The following is a 16,773-nucleotide window of genomic DNA, read 5'->3' on the forward strand; positions in this document are numbered from 1 at the left end:
ACTCATGGAGACGACACATTATATACGCATTTCCCCGGAAGTATGGGTCTCGTTCGGTCAAGACCCGGAGATGATTCTAGACTGGTTGCTTCACGTGCATGAGCAACACCGTGACACGTACGAGACGTTGACGCTTCCAAATATTGAACGGTTTCAACAAATACTCGGTCAAATCGAGGTATATATCGACGGGAATGACACGTATAACTTGGAGATGGCCGTCATCGGGGAAGAGTTGGTCGTCAATGAGAAGCAGGCGGTCGTCGTCGGGATTTTGACGCCGCAGCTGCTTCATATCGTCAAAGACGCGATGAACGCCTTCAAAAAAGAAGATGTCGGAGAGATGGCGCTAGTGAATCGTGACAGTCTCGATGACATTTGGCTCAAATGGACGCTGTTGAAGCGCTTCTGTGACGAGGCGAGCGAGCGGGATGAGCTTGTGTTGATTTATTATGAATGATACCGTTCGAATGGTATAATATTGAAAAAAATAGGCGGTGTATGTTGGTGAATGGTTTTTTCGCAAGTGCGGCACTTGTTTTTTGCATACTTAGTCCGGTGTTTGCCTATCGAGCGGGTCTCGAACGAATCGGACGTCTCAATCTAGTTACGGTGCTGCTATTCTTACTGTTTTGGGGATATGTACTTTTGACTGGGGCTTCGTATAATAGTCTGGCTTCGATCGCTTTCTACGCTTTGTTTTATATCAATTTATGTTTCGCTGCAATTAATAGTGCTCTATTCATGAAGACTCGGCGTCCACGAGCATCCCTTCTTAAACTGCTTGCAGTCGGAACTTTGTTGATTGGAGTTTGTGTGTTTTTCGTTGAGGATTTACATCCGACAAACGTAATCTCAGACACTTTGTTGCAAGCGACGATGACGGCTGTTCCGATTTTCGTAACTAGTATCATTTGGGCAAGGTTGAGGCAAATCGACCGAGAACCGGAATTATAAAAAGCTCGACGCCGCGGCGCCGAGCTTTTGTTCTGTCTTATTTCAATGCGATTTCAAGCGCTTTGACGTTCTCGCGCATCAAGTCGAAATAGCTTTGGTCCATCTGTTCTTTCGTGACCGATTCAAGGTTGTAAATCGTCACTGCTTCGGCACCGATTTCATTTTTGACGACTTCGGCCACTTTCGGTGTCACCGTGTCCTCGAACGCGATGTACTTCAAGTCATGGAGCTCTGCCTCTTCGATGACCCGCTTGAGCGCTTGCTGTGACGGTTCTTCAGATGGCGTGAGACCAGTGATCGGAAGCTGGTCGAAACCGTATCGTTCCGCCAAGTAGCCATAAGCCGCGTGCGTCACGAGGAGCTCTGACTTCGAACCGGCGTCGACAGCCGCTTGCAGCTCGGCATCGAGCGTGTCGGCTTCTTCTTTGAATGCGCTCAATCGATCTGCGAATTCGTCTTTATAGTCAGGCGCTTGCTCGACGAACGACGCCTCAACCGCTTCTGCCATCGAGACGGCGTTCATCGGATCGAGCCAGACGTGCGGGTCGTATTGGCCGTGATCGTGACCGTCGTCCTCGCTGTGGCCTGCTTCTTCTTCCGTATGCCCATCTTCCTCGTGGCCGTGCTCATCCTCACCGTGAACGTGGACGGTATCGTCAGCCGAGAGCAGAGCGATGTCTTCCGCGGTCTTCACGAACGTGACGTCCTCGCTCGCGAGACTCTGTTCCATCGACTCGACGTACGGCTCAAGGTCATGACCGATCGTGAGGAATAGATCAGCTTCCGCGATCTGTGTCATCTGTTTTGAAGTCGGCTCGTATGTGTGGGGGTCGGCACCGGGTGGGATCACCATTTCAACACGGACACGGTCGCCCCCGATTTCTTCGGCAATCGATTTTAAGGCGAATGTCGACGCGTATACCGTCAACTGATCGCTCGATTCGTCTGTAGCATTTGTAGCATTGCTCTCTTCGTTGTTGGCGCAACCACCGAGTAAAAGTGTCCCGGCCGCGGCGACGCTCATTAATTTCTTGTTCATGTATTATTCCGCCTCTCAATTCTCTAAATCAATTATTAAACCGTAACGGTTACGTTCTGTGACTGCGTCTAATATTATAGGGGGCAGTCGAGCGCACGTCAAGTCCGACTTCCGATGGATGGTTTTTAAAGAAAAAGGGAATATGATTAAAAAAAGAGCGAGGAGTGGATTTGTATGAGAAAGGAGACCGCCTGGTTTGTCGGGGGCGCTGCGTTAGCGGCGGCGACCGCAGCCGGGGCGAGCGTTTGGAATCAGTACGGTTCGCTCGTTAGATGGCAAGAACCAGAGATGACGGTTCGCCCGTCTATACGCAAACGACGAACCCACACGTACAAGGTCGTCAACGACCAACCGCTCCAATTCGATATATACTACCCGCCGGGCGATGGACCGTTCCCGGTCGCCGTCTACGCGCACGGTGGCGCGTTCGTCCGCGGAGGCCGAGGCATGGTGACGTTGTTCCATCCCCTTCTTGATCATTTCTTGGGGAAAGGGTTCGCCATCGTCAGCATCGACTATCGACTGTTCGAGGACGGGGTCTACTTCCCGGACAACATCATCGACGTGTCTGACGCGCTCTGTTATTTGAAACAACATGGCGGGCTTCTCAATCTCGACATCGATCAATTGATCGGCTGGGGCGACTCGGCGGGTGCGGCGCTCGTCCTCGCGACGGCGCTCGACCGGGATAAACAGTTTACAGGTGAACTCGGTGACGACGTGCCGTCGATGAAAGGTGTCATCGCGCTGTATCCGCCGACGAATTTCCTCTTGTTCAAGTTCATCCAGACATGGCTCGCGCACTTGAAGTTTTACGAGGGCAGTCGCGAGGCGTGGCGTGAATTGATGGTGAAATGTTCACCGGTCACACATCTGTATGACGACGCGCCGCCGATCCTCATCTTGCACGGTAAAAAAGACCCGATCGTCCCATTCGGGCAAGCGCTCCATTTCGTCGAGCACGCCAGTGAGGTCGGGGCGAACGTCCAGCTCATCTCGTTCCCAAACGGTACCCACTCGCTTGCAAGTTTTCTCCAATCTGATAATCCGATTAAAGAAACACAGCTCATGGCCCGCATCGATCGTTTCATCGACGATGCCTTGACGTGACGTTGCGATTTTTTAGAAAGATGTTACGATTGGAAAAGATTTAACGATTACGAAGGAGTGAAGAGTGTGACGGAACTTTGTTTAGTCCGACATGGTCAGACAGATTGGAATTTTCAAGAAATCATTCAAGGACGGGAAGATATCCCCCTCAATGCGCTTGGGCATCGCCAAGCCGAAGAGAGCGCGGCTTTTTTAAGTCAAGAGAACTGGGACGTGATCGTCTCGAGTCCGCTCACGCGAGCGGTTGACACGGCCCATTACATCGCGGAGGCGTGCGGCATCGGTCCGGGCGAGATTATTCAAGACGAGCGGTTCATCGAGCGTGAGTTCGGCTATGCGTCAGGCAAACCGGTGCCGGGCATTTACGAGGCCGTTCAAGCGGACGATCAGGAACAGGTTCCGGGTCTTGAGTCGGAAGACGAGATGCGGGCCCGGGTGCTTGAAGGGATGGAACATCTCGTCGAGGCGCATAAAGGGAAGCGAATCATCGTCGTCTGCCATTCGCATGCGATCAAAGCTGCCCTATCGGCGATTGATGACACGTACACGTTCCGCCACGCCATGCGGAACGCCTGCTCGAACTATATCGAACATCGTGAAGATCAGTTCGTCGTAAAGGCCGTGAACGTTGCCGATCATATTACGAACGAGATTGTCACGAAGTGAGGAGAAGCTCATGACGACATTGCTCTGGATTTTCATCATCGCATCATTTGTTGTCGCGTTCGCGGGTTTGATCTATCCGGTCATCCCGAGCGTGCTGTTCTTATTCATCGGTTATGTGATTTACGGATTCGGATTCTCATTTGAACCGCTCACATGGACGTTTTGGCTCTGGCAAATCCTGTTCTTGATTTTCTTGTTTGCGGTCGACTATATCGTCACACGGGCGACAGTCGACAAGCGCGGCGGCTCGGAACGGGCGAAGTGGGGTGCGACCATCGGTTTGATCGCCGGACCGTTCATCTTCCCGCTCGTCGGTGTACTCATCTTCCCGTTCATCTTTGCGTTTTTAGCGGAGCTCACGCTCGGGAAAACGACGCGCGAGGCGTGGAGTATCGGCGTCGGGACGGTGCTCGCATTCCTTGGTAGCACCGTGCTCAAAGTCATCGGGATGACGATGATGGTCATCTTGTTTTTCATGTATATCTAAAGGCGGAGAAACTTCTTCGCCTTTTTTGGTTGAGCCGTTTCCAAAAACGGGGAAAGAAAAACAAGACCGTTCGCTTATTCGAACGATCCTGTCTTGACGAGCTGGGTGAAGGCGGAGCGGCTGAACGACTGTTGCTGCTCGACTTGTTTTTCGAAGAACGATGGTTTGAGATTGGCGTCGGCCACCCCTTCTGAGATCAAGGAGTCGAGAACTTGTTTCGTCGGATCTTGTTTTGGCAGGAGCATCAACCCTTCAGCGACGAACGTGTGATGGTTCGACAGCGAACGCTCGCTCGTGAACGTCATCGCGATGGCCGCGGGACGGTTATTGGCCGAGGTGATGACCGCCTCTGCTAAAAGAAGGATCCGTTTATTCAAATAGTGGTGGAGCATGACGGCAAATTCGGTCGGGACGAGCATTTCAAGGAGCCATTCATTATCGTGTTCTTTCGAGATGATCAACCCGTCGAGCAGCTCGATCGGGAGGTTTAACTCGTTGCCGTACTCGTCTTGGACGAGGCGGACTTGGACCAGACGGAACGTTTTCATCGTATCGATCCCTTCCACGTTTTCTTTAACTCATCTTAACATAGTCTGATTCGAAGATTGTGTTACGATAACGGGGAAGCGACTTGAATATCAGAGGATAAGGAGGCATCACCATGAGTTGGATTGTTGGCATAATCGGATATATCACGATCCTAGCAATCGGTTATTACGGTGTCCTTTTCTTCAAAGTAAAGCAAGAACGGAGTCGAGCCGGGTATCGCATCTTTCTTTTACTCGCGGGACTGTTCTTCGTGAGTGGGAGTGACTATATCATCGCCTTGTTCCAAGGGGACACGGAGGCGACGTTTTGGCAGCGGACAATCTATTTCATCTTGATTTTGATTTCCCTTTCGATCGCACTTTACTTTCGGAGAAAAGAAGATAAACTCCATGCGCACGAAATGACGACCGCATAAAGAAAAGGTTACGGGGACGCCCCGTAACCTTTTCTTTATTTTGGAATCCGTGTTTGACGGATCATTTCGAGCTTCAAATCCCACAGTGGCTTGCTGAACGTGACCGCATACACTTCCGGCAACCGGAGTCGCTTGTACTCTTCCCATAGGCCGTTCATCTGCTCATGGTGATACTGGCGGATGTCTGTCGCACTCGGTAAGTCGTACACGCGCTTCCCATCTAGGAAGATCGGTTCGAGCAAACGTTTGACGGTGAAGTTGCGCGTCTTGATCCGGAACGCCGGGTCACGCACGTCGATCAAGTCGATCTCCGTATACGTCTCGACTGGTTCGTCGGCGAGCGCGATGTAATCCCCTTTGAACTTGCCCGTCTCGTTATCGATGATCCGGTAAAGTTCTTTCTTGTGCGGGGTGGTCGTCTTCACTTTCGAGGACGACACTTTGATGACCGGTTTCAACTCGCCGTCGGCCCCTTCACGGGCGACGAGCTTGTACACCATCCCGAGGGCCGGCTGTTCGTAAGCCGTGATCCCGCGCGTCCCGACGAGGAACGTGTCGGCTTCAGCGCCTTGCATCCGCAAGTCTTGGATGACGTACTCGTCGAGGTCACCTGAGACGACAATTTTAACGTAGTCGAGACCGGCCGCGTTCAATGCTTTTCGAGCCCGTTTTGACAAGTAGGCAAGGTCGCCCGAATCGAGACGGACCGATTTCAAGCGGTATCCTTTCGCCTCGAGCTCTTTTGCGACCGTGATGGCGTTCGGGAGCCCCGATTTGAGCGTGTCGTATGTGTCGATCAACAGGCTCGTGTTGTCCGGATACATCTCGGCGAACGAACGGAACGCCTCGAGTTCGTCATCATGGAACTGGATGTCGGCGTGCTCCATCGTCCCTCCGGTCGGGACATTGAAATCACGTCCTGCCGAAACGAGGCTCGTCACGTCAAAGCCGGCGATGTAAGCGGCGCGCGTCCCATAGTAGGCGGCGTCGACGCCTTGGGCACGGCGGGCCCCGCCTTCAAGCAACGTCTCATTCGGCGCGGCTTGACGGATTCGGGCGTACTTCGAGGCAATGAGTGACTCATGGTTAGCGATGTTGAGGAGCGCCGTTTGGAACAGCTTCGCCTCGAAGATCGTCGACTCGATCCGGACGACTTGTTCGTGCGGGAAGATGATTTCACCTTCGCGCACACTATAGAGAGAACCGGTGAACTTGAAGTTGCGGAGGACGTCACCGAACTCGTCCTCGAACCCGAGCTGTTCTTTCAAATAAGCGATATCGGCTTCCGTGAACGAGACGTTCTCTAAATAGTGCACGATATTTTGCAAGCCGGCGAAGACGACGTAACCGCCGCTGAACGGGTTCGAGCGGTAGTAAAGGTCGAAGACGACTTTTTCGTTATGACGGCCTTGTTTCCAATAAATATACATCCAGCGTGGGAGATAAAGGTCGGTATGAAGCGCTAAGTTGCGATGTAACATTGTAGTTTCCTTTCTGTTTGGCGTCACTTCCCGGTCACAGTAGCTCCGAGGGTCGTGACAAAATGTTCGAGCGCCCAGTCGTGTCCGACCGGGTTAAAGCTTTGAACCGCATCCGCATGGACGACGATCTTGTATCCAAGGTTGTACGCATCGACGGCCGTATGGAGCACACAGATGTCGGTGCATACACCGACGAGATGGACTTCATGGATGCCGCGCTCACGTAGGCGAAGGTCAAGGTCTGTGCCTGCGAAGGCGCTGTAACGCGTCTTGTCGATCCAATGATCGGCGCGTTCGGCGGCGGTTTTGACGGCGCCGTACAACTCGCGACCTTCCGTGCCCCGAATGTTGTGGGGTGGGAACAACGTCGTTTCAGGGTGATACGTGTCGCCGGCGTCATGGACGTCGTTCGCGACGACGACGTAGTCCTCTGTTGAAAATTCCTCAATCAACTGGACGATTCGTTCTTCTATGTCTTGCCCGGGTTTCCCGCAAGTCAAACGACCCGTGTCTGCGATAAAATCAAACGTATAATCAATGACGATCAATGCCCGCATGGGAAGTCTCCTCTCTCTTGTGAAGAATGATTTGGCTATCTTTCTTATTCTAAATCATTTTGCGGCATGCGAAAAAGATTATTTTCGCGCTTGGTCGGGTAGTAAGTGTAAGAGGAACTGCAATCGAAAGGGGAATCAGCTGATGATTTTGTCATCGACCGAACTGTCTGAACAGTTGTCACGATTACCGGGCTGGGAAGTCGTCAAAGGGGAGCTACAAAAAACGTATCGCCTTGAGACGTTTCCGGAGGCGATCCAATTCGTTCATCTCGTCGCCGATATGGCCGAGACGCTCAACCATCATCCGAACATATTGATCGAGTATCGCAACGTCACGCTCACCGTGTCGACACACGACGAAGGAGGCATCACAGAGAAGGACATCATGCTCGCGAAAGGCTGTGAGGAACTTGTCTAAACTGTTTATGACGTTCGCCTCAGGCAGTGTCGCCGATCGGTTGCGCAAGGAACCGGGCGTCATCGTCGCGAGCGGCAACGAGACAATCTTGCTTGCCGAAGGGGACAAGTCCCCGTTCCAGAGTGGGAAGACGTTCCAGATCGAAGAAGCGGCAGGACAATTCGCGGCGACAGGGAATATCATCTATGCGAACATCCCGGTCGACTCGAACGCCCGATCGCTCTTGTTCCACCGATTGCTGAAAGAAAAGTCCCGTCTCGGGTCTGGGCACAACGGATTTGCCGCGTATCGGCTCGGCGTTGACCCGGACGACAACCACGGGATTGTCATCATTCAATTCACTGAAGAAGGAAATCGGTTCCGTGATTCGACCGACTACTTACTGTTTCAAGAACGGTTGAAAGAAGCCGTCGAACAAAAAGGGGCCGGTCCGATCATAAAACACTATGTCGTCAGTGAACCGGATAACCTATAATAAACATAACGTCACGTTAGGGGAGGATTTTTTTATGAACAAGAACTACTTCTGGATGGGTTTGGCGGCAGGTGCCATTATCGGTGCCAGCGCATCGCTACTCCACAAAGAGACACGCGATCAGCAGATCAGACAGCTCAAAGGGATGAAGTCACGACTCAAGTCGACGGACACATCGACGCAATCACATTCGGTCGGGCTCCAAGCCTCATCGAAAAGCAGCTTGAAAGACCGCGTCATGGACTTGAAGGCGTTGTACGAAGAAAACCAAGACACGATTCAAAACCTCGTCGAAGACGTCAAAGACTTGGTCGACGCGCTCCAAGACGCACGTCATAAAAATCAGATTTAATTCAAATGGCCAAGCGCTGAGCGCTTGGCCATTTTTTCATAAGAACTGCGCGAACAAGCCGAAAACGGCGAGCCCGATAATGACGTAGAAAATCCATTTGCTATCGCTCGAGTGGACGACAGGCGGAGCGTACTTCCGCGGCTTGTACTTCCCGTAACGGAGCGGACGCGAGTAAGGCACCGTGAAACGAGACAGCGGGATCGCGAGCAAGAACCCGCCCAAGAAGCCGTAGACATGTCCCCACAGCGACACGTTCGCCCCGATGAGCGTGAAGACGGCGCTGATCGCAACGAAGATGAAGACGAGTCGCGCATCTTGACTGTTGATGAGCGTACGACGGAAACGGCCGATGAACACGTAGAAGCCGAGAATCGCTAAAATCGCACCCGAAGCACCAGCTTGCAAATAGAACAGTTCGCTCACCGTGAAGAACGTCAACAAGTTGGCGAGTGCCCCAGCTACAATGTAAAACACGGCGAACTTCACATGACCGACCATGCGTTCCATGGCGGGGCCGAAAATGATCAACGCGAACGAGTTGAACAGCAAATGACCAAGATCTAAATGAATGAAGTTTGCTGTCACGAGACGGTACCATTCGCCTTGGGCGAGCGCGAGATGGAACGAGCCTCCTAGCGCTACGATGCGGAGATCGGGCACCAAAGAACCGATGACAAACACGAGCAGTTGGATTACAATGAACAGCGTTACGAGCGGATATGCCCGTACGAACGTTTGAACATTCTCAGTACGACTAAACATAGCATCACCTCTTTTCTTAATTGTATAAGGAAACGAGTGAAAAAGGAAAGGAGCGAGTGTCCTATGATTGCGGGAATCGGAATCGATATCGTCGAGCTAGAACGAATCGCTCGCTCGATCGAACAACCTCGCTTTATGAACCGGTTGCTGACGGAGGCAGAGTGCGGGCTCGCCCTCAAGTATTCAGACGAACGTCGGATCGAGTTCGTCGCCGGTCGGTTCGCGGCGAAAGAAGCCTACGCCAAAGCGGCCGGGACAGGCATCGCCCGCGGTTTGTCGTGGCAGCAGATCGAAGTATTGCCGGACGAGACGGGACGCCCGCATATGACGGCACCTCACCCAGGCCGGATTCATGTCAGTATCAGCCATAGCGAACGGTACGCCGTCGCACAAGTCATCATTGAAGAGGGGGATCACCATGTTTCGTCCAAGTTGGATTGAAATCGACCGGGCGGCGATCGCCCACAACATCATCGAAATCAAAAAACGTATCCCACAAGCGCTCATGGCGGTCGTGAAAGCGAACGCCTACGGGCACGGGGCCGTCGAGGTCGCGAACATCGCGCTCGCGAACGGAGCGACGATGCTCGGCGTGGCCTTACTTGAAGAAGCAATCGAGCTTCGAGACGCCGGTATCACCGCCCCGATCCTTGTCATGGAAGCGCAGTTCCCGCAATACGCTGGAGTCGCGGCTGAGCATGATGTGACGCTCTCTGTGTTCTCGGCCGACTGGTTACGTGAGGCGAAAGCTTATGTGACCGAGCGTCCGCTCACCGTCCACGTCAAAGTCGACACAGGGATGGGACGTCTCGGCTTGCGGACACGGGCCGAACTTGACGCACTTCTCGACGCAGCCGACGACCACTTTGACGTCGAAGGGGTTTATACACACTTCGCGACGGCTGACGAACCGGACAGTCCGCTCTATTACGAGCAACAAAAGCGGTTCAGTCAGTTGATCGACGGACTCATCCCGCGCTTCCGCTACATTCATACATCGAACTCGGCCGGGGCGATCCGGATGGCCGGAGAAGATGTTCCCTATAACCTTGTCCGTGTCGGCATCGCGCTGTACGGGTTATACCCATCGAGCGAGATGGCGTCGTCGTATGCGTTCTTGAAACCGGCGTTCACATTGAAGAGCCGACTCATGCAAGTGAAGACGCTTGAAGCCGGGCAGACGGTCAGCTACGGTGCGACATACACGACGACGGCCGATGAATGGATCGGGACGGTACCGGTCGGTTATGCCGACGGCTGGATCCGCAAGGCGAGCGGCTTCGAAGTCGACGTCGCAGGCGTTCGCTGTCCGATCGTCGGCCGGGTGTGCATGGACCGCTTCATGATCCGCCTCCCGCACGAGTTCCCGGTCGGCACCGTCGTCACGTTGATCGGCGGGCCGGTCGCCATCGATGAACTCGCGACACACCTCGGGACCATCAATTACGAGGTCGTTTGTCAATTGACGAGTCGATTGCCACGGCGCTACGTGTAAATCATAAACGTGTGAAATTATCTGAATTCTTTCGCGAATCCTCTATATTTTCCCATTCTTGCGTGTTATATTGATAAAGAACGCGGGAAAAATTCCGCCAATCACCGAAACGATTCTGGAGGTGCAAGATGTTGAAACAGCGAACTGCGGGTGCTCTAGTGTCCGTTCCAGATCGGTTCTCGCAGCATGTGAGTCCGATTTCGATGAAAGATCGTGAATCACTGTCATTGAACGATGTAGTGACGTACTTGTCTAAGGAAATTGCTGATCGACAACAAGCACTGCGTGAAGAATTGGCGAAAGGCTATCAAGAGATGGCCGCGTTTAATTTGAATATGGCAGAAGAGATGCTGATGATTGAGACGGAAGCCGAACATGCTCTCTTACGTCAAGTAAGCGGGGTGTGAGCGGAGTGATCGTAAAGCGTGGTGACGTGTTTTATGCGAATCTGTCGCCCGTAGTCGGTTCAGAGCAAGGTGGAGTTCGTCCGGTTCTCGTCATTCAAAACGATATCGGCAATCGCTTTAGCCCGACCGTCATTGTCGCTGCGATTACGGCTCAGATCCAGAAAGCAAAACTGCCGACTCATGTGGAAGTATATCAAGTCAAACACGGCCTCGAACGAGACTCCGTGATTTTGCTTGAACAGATTCGAACGATTGATAAGCGTCGTCTGACGGATAAAGTCACTCATCTCGATGATGAGACGATGCACAAAGTTGACCGAGCGCTAGAGATCAGTATGGGATTAATCCCGCTCTAGCTTACATATAACTAAACCGGTACATGGGTATCGGTTTTTTTTCAAAAAGATCGATAAAAGTGGTTTCAAATCCTGAAACAAGGGAAATATGATTAATCGTACTCAATTTTTCTATGCGTAACATTAGGAGGGAATATACAATGGATTTAGCGATTCGCGAGCAAGTCATTGGAGAACAATTACACCTTTACGTTTCTGGAGAGGTAGACACATATACGGCACCAAAATTGAAAGAGGTCTTGCACCCGGCGATTACGGAACAAGATGTCATCGTTCATTTGGACGAAGTCGACTATATGGACTCAACAGGTCTCGGCGTCTTCGTCGGCGCACTTAAAATTGCCAAACGTAACGAGAAAGAGTTGTCGCTCGTCGGCGTTACCGATCGCGTCAACCGTCTCTTTGAATTGACAGGCTTAGACAAGTTACTGTCGATCAATACAAACGTAAGAGGTGGCACGAAATGAGTAACATCGAACAGACGGTGATGACGTTCCCGGCCAAACCGGAATATGTCGGCGTGGTCCGTTTAGTCGTCTCAGGAATCGCTAACCGTATGGGATATACGTACGACGAGATCGAGGATATTAAAATCGCGGTCTCGGAAGCGTGTGGCAACGCTGTTCAGCACGCTTATGAAGACCAAGAGGGTGAAGTGAAGCTCACGTGCGGCGTCCACGACGACCGCCTCGAGATGACGATCGAAGACTCGGGCAAGACGTTCGCGGACGACGTGAAACGCCAAGCGGCTCCGGTCGAGGAGACGGCGGAAATCGAATCGCTTCACGAAGGGGGACTCGGTCTTTTCCTCATTGAAGCGTTAATGGATAACGTCTCGATCAACAAGGACAACGGTGTCAAAGTGACGATGACGAAACTCCTTAACAGGGACGAGGTGGATCAGAGTGCCAGCAAAATCTCAACAACGCCATCACAGTGATGATGAAGTATTAGAGTGGATTGAGCGCTATCAACAGGACGATCAAAACGAAGAAGTCCAGATGCTCCTCATCAACCGATACTCAGACCTTGTTGAAGCGCTCGCTCGAAAATTCTCGCGTGGCCGGGCCATCCATGATGACCTCGTGCAGGTCGGGATGATCGGGTTGCTCGCCGCACTTCGCCGTTTCGACCCGGAGTTCGGACGCAGCTTCGAATCATTCGCTGTTCCAACGATCATCGGTGAAATCAAGCGTTTCATCCGTGACAAGACGTGGAGCGTTCACGTGCCGCGTCGGATCAAGGAGCTTGGACCGAAAATCAAGAAGACGGTCGAAGAGCTGACGACAGAACTGCAACGGTCACCGCGCATCGATGAGATCGCCGACTACCTTGGCGTTTCCGATGAAGAAATTCTCGAAACGCTCGAGATGGGCAAGAGCTATCAAGCGCTCTCGGTCGACAGTTCAATTGAAGCGGACAATGAAGGTAGCACGGTCACACTGCTCGACCTCGTCGGCAGCCAAGAGCGTGGGTATGAGTCAGTCGACCAACGCCTCATTCTCGAAAAGGCGTTCAGCGTCTTGAACGAGCGGGAACAAGCGATTTTGGAATGTGCTTACTATAAAAACATGAGTCAAAAAGAGACGGGCGAACTCCTCGGTATTTCCCAGATGCACGTGTCACGTCTACAACGACGCGCGCTCGAGAAATTGCGTGAGGCCATCAAAGTCCCACTCAACGAAGTATTCTCAAACGATGACTAAACGGTCATCGTTTTTTTGTCGTCTTCTACAGAGTTTGCTACACTTCAATAGAGAAGAGAAAAGGAAGTGATTCGAGTGATTACGAAGATTGCGAACGAATTAAAGCTGAATACGAGTCAAATCGAGACGGTACAACAACTTGCGTCGGATGGAGCGACGATCCCGTTCATGGCCCGCTATCGAAAAGAGATGACGGGGAATTTGGACGAAGTCGAAATCAAAGCGATCCTCGACTCGCTCCAATATGAAGAGAGTCTCCAAAAACGGAAAACAGACGTCCTCGCAAAACTCGAAGAACTCGAGAAGGCGACGCCGGAACTGACACGGGCCATCGAGGTCGCGACGAGTCTCCAACAAGTCGAGGACATCTACTTGCCGTATCGTCCGAAGCGCCGAACGAAAGCCGAGCAAGGACGAGAGAAGGGGTTACAGCCGCTCGCCGACTGGTTCCGGGAAGCATCTGCTTATTCGGTGCAACAAGCGGAGGGACTCACGGGTGAACTGGCGCTAGAAGAGGCGCTTCCGTTCGTACAAGCGATCATCGGGGAAGAGTGGGGGGAAGAGGCAGCGCTCCGCCAGACGCTGCGGACGAAAGTGCGGAACGAGGCGCTCCTCCGGTCCCAAAAGAAAAAGGCGGCAGAAGATGAGAAAGAAGTGTTCGCCCAGTATTACGACTACGAGGAGAAAGTGGTCGGTATCGTGCCGCACCGCATCCTCGCGTTGAACCGGGGTGAGCGGACCGACGTGCTCCAAGTGAAGCTCGTCTTTGACGAGACGTTGTTCTTGAAACGAGCACTCAGTAAGTTCGATCGTCTTCCGACCGAGAAACGGGATGTCGTGACGCTCGCTATAAAGGACGCGTTCAAGAAATCGGTCTTCCCGGCCATCGAACGTGAAATCCGTAGTTCGTTGACCGAGATGGCTGAAGAACAAGCGATCGACGTCTTCTCTAAGAACTTGAAGCAGCTCTATATGCAGCCACCGCTCCGTGAAGTTGTCGTGCTCGGCATCGACCCGGCCTACCGGACCGGCTGTAAGTGGGCCGTCGTCAACGAGACCGGGAAAGTCGAAGAAGTCGGCGTGTTCTATCCGACGGCGCCGAAGCATGACGTGGCCGGTTCAGAAAAAGTGCTCTCATCTCTCGTGAAACGCTATCCGATCTCCGTCATCGTCATTGGCAACGGGACCGCTTCGCGTGAGACCGAGCAATTTGTCTCGAACTGGCTGAAGACGGCCGAGCGTGAGATCGCGTACGCGATCGTCAATGAAGCCGGTGCCAGCGTGTACTCGGCTTCCGAGATTGCGCGATCTGAGTTCCCGGAGTTGAAAGTCGAAGAACGTTCGGCTGTATCGATCGCCCGTCGGATCCAAGATGCGATGGCCGAGCTTGTGAAAGTCGACCCGCAATCGGTCGGGGTCGGACAGTACCAGCATGATGTCAGTCAAAACAAATTGAAAGGCTCACTCGAGTTCGTCGTCGAGAGCGTCGTCAACATGGTCGGTGTCGATGTGAACCGAGCTTCCGAGTCGTTGCTCACGTACGTATCGGGCCTCAATAAGACGACGGCAAAAAACATCGTCGCGTATCGTGATGAGTTCGGGCGCTTCAATACCCGCAAAGAAATCAAGAAAGTGCCGCGTCTTGGGGCGAAGGCGTATGAGCAGGCAGCTGGCTTCCTTCGCATCACGAACGGGAGCGACGTGCTCGACCAAACAGAGATCCACCCAGAGAGTTACAAGTTGACGTTATCTATATTGAAGGAACTCGGTGTCTCGAAAACAGCGGTCGGCACGGCCGAGTTGCGAGATCGGTTGAAGTCGGTAGATGCCCGAGTGCTCAGCGAAACGCTTGAGGCGGGATTGCCGACGGTCGAAGACATCTTGAAGTCGCTCGCCAAACCGGGCCGTGATCCACGTGAGGATATTCAAAAGCCGCTTTTACGGACGGATGTCATGAACTTAGAAGACTTGCAGGTCGGGATGGAGTTCCAAGGGACGGTCCGCAACGTCATCGACTTCGGGGCATTCGTCGACATCGGGGTCAAACAGGACGGGCTCGTCCACATCTCGAAGTTGTCGAACCGTTACGTCAAACATCCGCTCGACGTCGTCGCGGTCGGGGACATCGTCACCGTCTGGATCGAGCAAGTCGATGCCAACCGGGGTCGGATCAGCCTGACGATGCTAGAGCCTAAAAAACAATAAATCGATATTTAGTAAGAAGAAAGTCGGAGTTGAGCAAAGTGGTTTCATTTTGCTCAACTTTTTTATTAAAAAGTGTTGACGGTCGTTTTTGACCGTGATATCTTATAGAGGTCGCCAAGAGCGCGGCATGAAAAATTAAAGCTTTTCTAAAAAAGTGATTGACACGTTTCGGGTTTGCGGTTACAATTTAAATCGTTACTTTGAAAAATTCAAGCAACGTTCCGCAATAGCTCAGTGGTAGAGCAACCGGCTGTTAACCGGTAGGTCGTAGGTTCAAATCCTACTTGCGGAGCCATTTTATTTTGGAGACGTACCCAAGCGGCTATAAGGGGCTCCCCTGCTAAGGGAGTAGGCTGGGAAACCGGTGCGAGGGTTCGAATCCCTCCGTCTCCGCCACTTACTTTTTAGAAAACATCAATCAAACAAATGGCCCGTTGGTCAAGCGGTTAAGACACCGCCCTTTCACGGCGGTAACACGGGTTCGATTCCCGTACGGGTCACCATTTCGGAGGATTAGCTCAGCTGGGAGAGCACCTGCCTTACAAGCAGGGGGTCGGCGGTTCGATCCCGTCATCCTCCACCATTTCAAATTTAAGCGCGTATACTGGTCTTGTGGTGTAGGGGTTAACATGCCTGCCTGTCACGCAGGAGATCGCGGGTTCAAATCCCGTCAAGACCGCCATTTACGTTGGGCTGTAGCCAAGTGGTAAGGCATTGGATTTTGATTCCAACATGCGAAGGTTCGATCCCTTCCAGCCCAGCTTATATTTGAGCCATTAGCTCAGTTGGTAGAGCATCTGACTTTTAATCAGAGGGTCGCAGGTTCGAGCCCTGCATGGCTCACCATTTTTATTCCTCGTAACATTTAATTACGCTGCGGTCGTGGCGGAATCGGTAGACGCGCTAGGTTGAGGGCCTAGTGGTGGTTAACACCGTGGAGGTTCAAGTCCTCTCGACCGCACCATGCACCCTTAGCTCAGCTGGATAGAGCGTTAGACTACGAATCTAAAGGCCGGGAGTTCGAATCTCTCAGGGTGCACCATTTTTATTATGGGCCTATAGCTCAGCCGGTTAGAGCGCACGCCTGATAAGCGTGAGGTCGGTGGTTCGAGTCCACTTAGGCCCACCATCTTAACTGACGAACTTTGAAAACTGAACGATGAGGCAAAAAAAGTTTTACAAGTTTTGATTGAAGCGCAAGCTTCGTCATTTTCAAGAGCTATATCAAATTCTTTGGAGAGTTTGATCCTGGCTCAGGACGAACGCTGGCGGCGTGCCTAATACATGCAAGTCGAGCGCAGGAAATCGACGGAACCCTTCGGGGGGAAGTCGACGG

21 protein-coding genes, 10 tRNA genes and 1 rRNA gene are annotated in these 16,773 nt (G+C 52.5%); 27 read left to right on the forward strand and 5 right to left on the reverse strand.

What is annotated here, in order from left to right:
- Positions 1-4 precede the first annotated feature (4 nt).
- On the forward strand, positions 5-460 hold the full coding sequence (locus EVJ24_RS13810) for a hypothetical protein (protein WP_070329208.1): 456 nt from the start codon (positions 5-7) through the stop codon (positions 458-460).
- 534 nt (positions 461-994) lie between these two features.
- On the opposite strand, the gene EVJ24_RS13815 is transcribed toward EVJ24_RS13810, so the two are convergent.
- A complete protein-coding gene (locus EVJ24_RS13815) occupies positions 995-1,996 on the reverse strand; it encodes a metal ABC transporter solute-binding protein, Zn/Mn family (protein ID WP_071398903.1) in 1,002 nt (333 codons plus the stop codon).
- 174 nt (positions 1,997-2,170) lie between these two features.
- Here EVJ24_RS13815 and EVJ24_RS13820 point away from each other — a divergent pair, with 174 nt between their 5' ends.
- The 3 genes from EVJ24_RS13820 (at position 2,171) to EVJ24_RS13830 (ending at position 4,259) form a co-directional block, all read left to right on the forward strand.
- The gene (locus tag EVJ24_RS13820) at positions 2,171-3,106 is read left to right on the forward strand and encodes an alpha/beta hydrolase (protein WP_071398904.1); all 936 of its coding nucleotides are present in this window, start codon (positions 2,171-2,173) and stop codon (positions 3,104-3,106) included.
- 66 nt (positions 3,107-3,172) lie between these two features.
- Positions 3,173-3,772 carry a histidine phosphatase family protein gene (locus EVJ24_RS13825; protein WP_071398905.1) on the forward strand — a complete coding sequence of 200 codons (600 nt, stop codon included), beginning with the start codon at positions 3,173-3,175 and terminating at the stop codon, positions 3,770-3,772.
- Between the two features lie 10 nt (positions 3,773-3,782).
- Positions 3,783-4,259 carry a DUF456 domain-containing protein gene (locus EVJ24_RS13830; protein WP_070329213.1) on the forward strand — a complete coding sequence of 159 codons (477 nt, stop codon included), beginning with the start codon at positions 3,783-3,785 and terminating at the stop codon, positions 4,257-4,259.
- Between the two features lie 74 nt (positions 4,260-4,333).
- Here the strand turns inward: EVJ24_RS13830 and EVJ24_RS13835 are convergent, their stop codons facing one another.
- Positions 4,334-4,825, reverse strand: coding sequence for a YwpF-like family protein (locus EVJ24_RS13835; protein ID WP_236633760.1), 492 nt, complete (start codon positions 4,823-4,825; stop codon positions 4,334-4,336).
- A 95-nt stretch (positions 4,826-4,920) separates the two neighbouring features.
- On the opposite strand from EVJ24_RS13835, the gene EVJ24_RS13840 reads away from it, so the two are divergent.
- Positions 4,921-5,223, forward strand: coding sequence for a hypothetical protein (locus EVJ24_RS13840; protein WP_071398906.1), 303 nt, complete (start codon positions 4,921-4,923; stop codon positions 5,221-5,223).
- A gap of 35 nt (positions 5,224-5,258) precedes the next feature.
- On the opposite strand, the gene EVJ24_RS13845 is transcribed toward EVJ24_RS13840, so the two are convergent.
- Together EVJ24_RS13845 and EVJ24_RS13850 are read right to left on the reverse strand one after the other, a co-directional pair.
- A complete protein-coding gene (locus tag EVJ24_RS13845; protein ID WP_070329215.1) occupies positions 5,259-6,704 on the reverse strand; it encodes a nicotinate phosphoribosyltransferase in 1,446 nt (481 codons plus the stop codon).
- Between the two features lie 23 nt (positions 6,705-6,727).
- Positions 6,728-7,261 (reverse strand): cysteine hydrolase family protein, encoded by a 534-nt coding sequence (locus EVJ24_RS13850; RefSeq protein WP_071398908.1) that lies wholly within the window; start codon positions 7,259-7,261, stop codon positions 6,728-6,730.
- 142 nt (positions 7,262-7,403) lie between these two features.
- Here EVJ24_RS13850 and EVJ24_RS13855 point away from each other — a divergent pair, with 142 nt between their 5' ends.
- The 3 genes from EVJ24_RS13855 to EVJ24_RS13865 are packed head-to-tail and all read left to right on the forward strand — an operon-like array spanning position 7,404 to position 8,506.
- The gene (locus tag EVJ24_RS13855; RefSeq protein ID WP_131441664.1) at positions 7,404-7,679 is read left to right on the forward strand and encodes a 4a-hydroxytetrahydrobiopterin dehydratase; all 276 of its coding nucleotides are present in this window, start codon (positions 7,404-7,406) and stop codon (positions 7,677-7,679) included.
- On the forward strand, positions 7,672-8,154 hold the full coding sequence (locus EVJ24_RS13860) for a hypothetical protein (protein WP_236637671.1): 483 nt from the start codon (positions 7,672-7,674) through the stop codon (positions 8,152-8,154). Before EVJ24_RS13855 ends, EVJ24_RS13860 begins: the two co-directional genes overlap by 8 nt.
- A gap of 34 nt (positions 8,155-8,188) precedes the next feature.
- Positions 8,189-8,506, forward strand: coding sequence for a hypothetical protein (locus EVJ24_RS13865; RefSeq protein WP_070329219.1), 318 nt, complete (start codon positions 8,189-8,191; stop codon positions 8,504-8,506).
- A gap of 36 nt (positions 8,507-8,542) precedes the next feature.
- Here EVJ24_RS13865 and EVJ24_RS13870 read toward each other — a convergent pair whose 3' ends face one another.
- Positions 8,543-9,268 (reverse strand): rhomboid family intramembrane serine protease, encoded by a 726-nt coding sequence (locus EVJ24_RS13870; protein WP_131441665.1) that lies wholly within the window; start codon positions 9,266-9,268, stop codon positions 8,543-8,545.
- A 63-nt stretch (positions 9,269-9,331) separates the two neighbouring features.
- Here EVJ24_RS13870 and acpS point away from each other — a divergent pair, with 63 nt between their 5' ends.
- The 19 genes from acpS to EVJ24_RS13965 all read left to right on the forward strand — a co-directional run.
- Positions 9,332-9,709: a holo-ACP synthase gene (acpS, locus tag EVJ24_RS13875; protein WP_131441666.1), complete on the forward strand. Its 378-nt coding sequence runs from the start codon at positions 9,332-9,334 to the stop codon at positions 9,707-9,709.
- Positions 9,687-10,763, forward strand: coding sequence for an alanine racemase (gene alr, locus EVJ24_RS13880; protein WP_131441667.1), 1,077 nt, complete (start codon positions 9,687-9,689; stop codon positions 10,761-10,763). The genes acpS and alr overlap by 23 nt, the downstream gene beginning before the upstream one ends.
- Positions 10,764-10,891: 128 nt before the next feature.
- The gene (locus EVJ24_RS13885; protein WP_070329223.1) at positions 10,892-11,170 is read left to right on the forward strand and encodes a hypothetical protein; all 279 of its coding nucleotides are present in this window, start codon (positions 10,892-10,894) and stop codon (positions 11,168-11,170) included.
- A 5-nt stretch (positions 11,171-11,175) separates the two neighbouring features.
- Positions 11,176-11,526, forward strand: a complete 351-nt coding sequence (locus EVJ24_RS13890) for a type II toxin-antitoxin system PemK/MazF family toxin (protein WP_016510516.1) — start codon at positions 11,176-11,178, stop codon at positions 11,524-11,526.
- A 140-nt stretch (positions 11,527-11,666) separates the two neighbouring features.
- A complete protein-coding gene (locus tag EVJ24_RS13895) occupies positions 11,667-11,993 on the forward strand; it encodes an STAS domain-containing protein (protein WP_016510528.1) in 327 nt (108 codons plus the stop codon).
- Positions 11,990-12,466: an anti-sigma B factor RsbW gene (rsbW, locus tag EVJ24_RS13900; protein ID WP_070329224.1), complete on the forward strand. Its 477-nt coding sequence runs from the start codon at positions 11,990-11,992 to the stop codon at positions 12,464-12,466. Before EVJ24_RS13895 ends, rsbW begins: the two co-directional genes overlap by 4 nt.
- Complete coding sequence (gene sigB, locus EVJ24_RS13905) at positions 12,432-13,232, forward strand: RNA polymerase sigma factor SigB (RefSeq protein ID WP_016510526.1); 801 nt, start codon at positions 12,432-12,434, stop codon at positions 13,230-13,232. Before rsbW ends, sigB begins: the two co-directional genes overlap by 35 nt.
- A gap of 75 nt (positions 13,233-13,307) precedes the next feature.
- Positions 13,308-15,437, forward strand: coding sequence for a Tex family protein (locus EVJ24_RS13910; RefSeq protein WP_131441668.1), 2,130 nt, complete (start codon positions 13,308-13,310; stop codon positions 15,435-15,437).
- 220 nt (positions 15,438-15,657) lie between these two features.
- Positions 15,658-15,732: transfer RNA gene (locus EVJ24_RS13915), tRNA-Asn, on the forward strand.
- Positions 15,733-15,741: 9 nt separating this feature from the next.
- A tRNA-Ser gene (locus EVJ24_RS13920) sits at positions 15,742-15,833 on the forward strand.
- 32 nt (positions 15,834-15,865) lie between these two features.
- A tRNA-Glu gene (locus EVJ24_RS13925) sits at positions 15,866-15,940 on the forward strand.
- A gap of 4 nt (positions 15,941-15,944) precedes the next feature.
- Positions 15,945-16,020 (forward strand) — tRNA-Val (locus EVJ24_RS13930).
- 23 nt (positions 16,021-16,043) lie between these two features.
- Positions 16,044-16,119, forward strand: a tRNA-Asp gene (locus tag EVJ24_RS13935).
- 7 nt (positions 16,120-16,126) lie between these two features.
- Positions 16,127-16,198, forward strand: a tRNA-Gln gene (locus tag EVJ24_RS13940).
- A gap of 9 nt (positions 16,199-16,207) precedes the next feature.
- Positions 16,208-16,283, forward strand: a tRNA-Lys gene (locus tag EVJ24_RS13945).
- Between the two features lie 30 nt (positions 16,284-16,313).
- Positions 16,314-16,401: transfer RNA gene (locus tag EVJ24_RS13950), tRNA-Leu, on the forward strand.
- A 1-nt stretch (position 16,402) separates the two neighbouring features.
- Positions 16,403-16,479: transfer RNA gene (locus EVJ24_RS13955), tRNA-Arg, on the forward strand.
- A gap of 10 nt (positions 16,480-16,489) precedes the next feature.
- Positions 16,490-16,566: transfer RNA gene (locus EVJ24_RS13960), tRNA-Ile, on the forward strand.
- Between the two features lie 101 nt (positions 16,567-16,667).
- Positions 16,668-16,773, forward strand: a 16S ribosomal RNA gene (locus tag EVJ24_RS13965); the annotation flags it as partial.

Origin of the sequence: Exiguobacterium sp. SH1S21 (assembly GCF_004337175.1) — a bacterium.
GTDB lineage: Bacteria > Bacillota > Bacilli > Exiguobacteriales > Exiguobacteriaceae > Exiguobacterium > Exiguobacterium aurantiacum_A.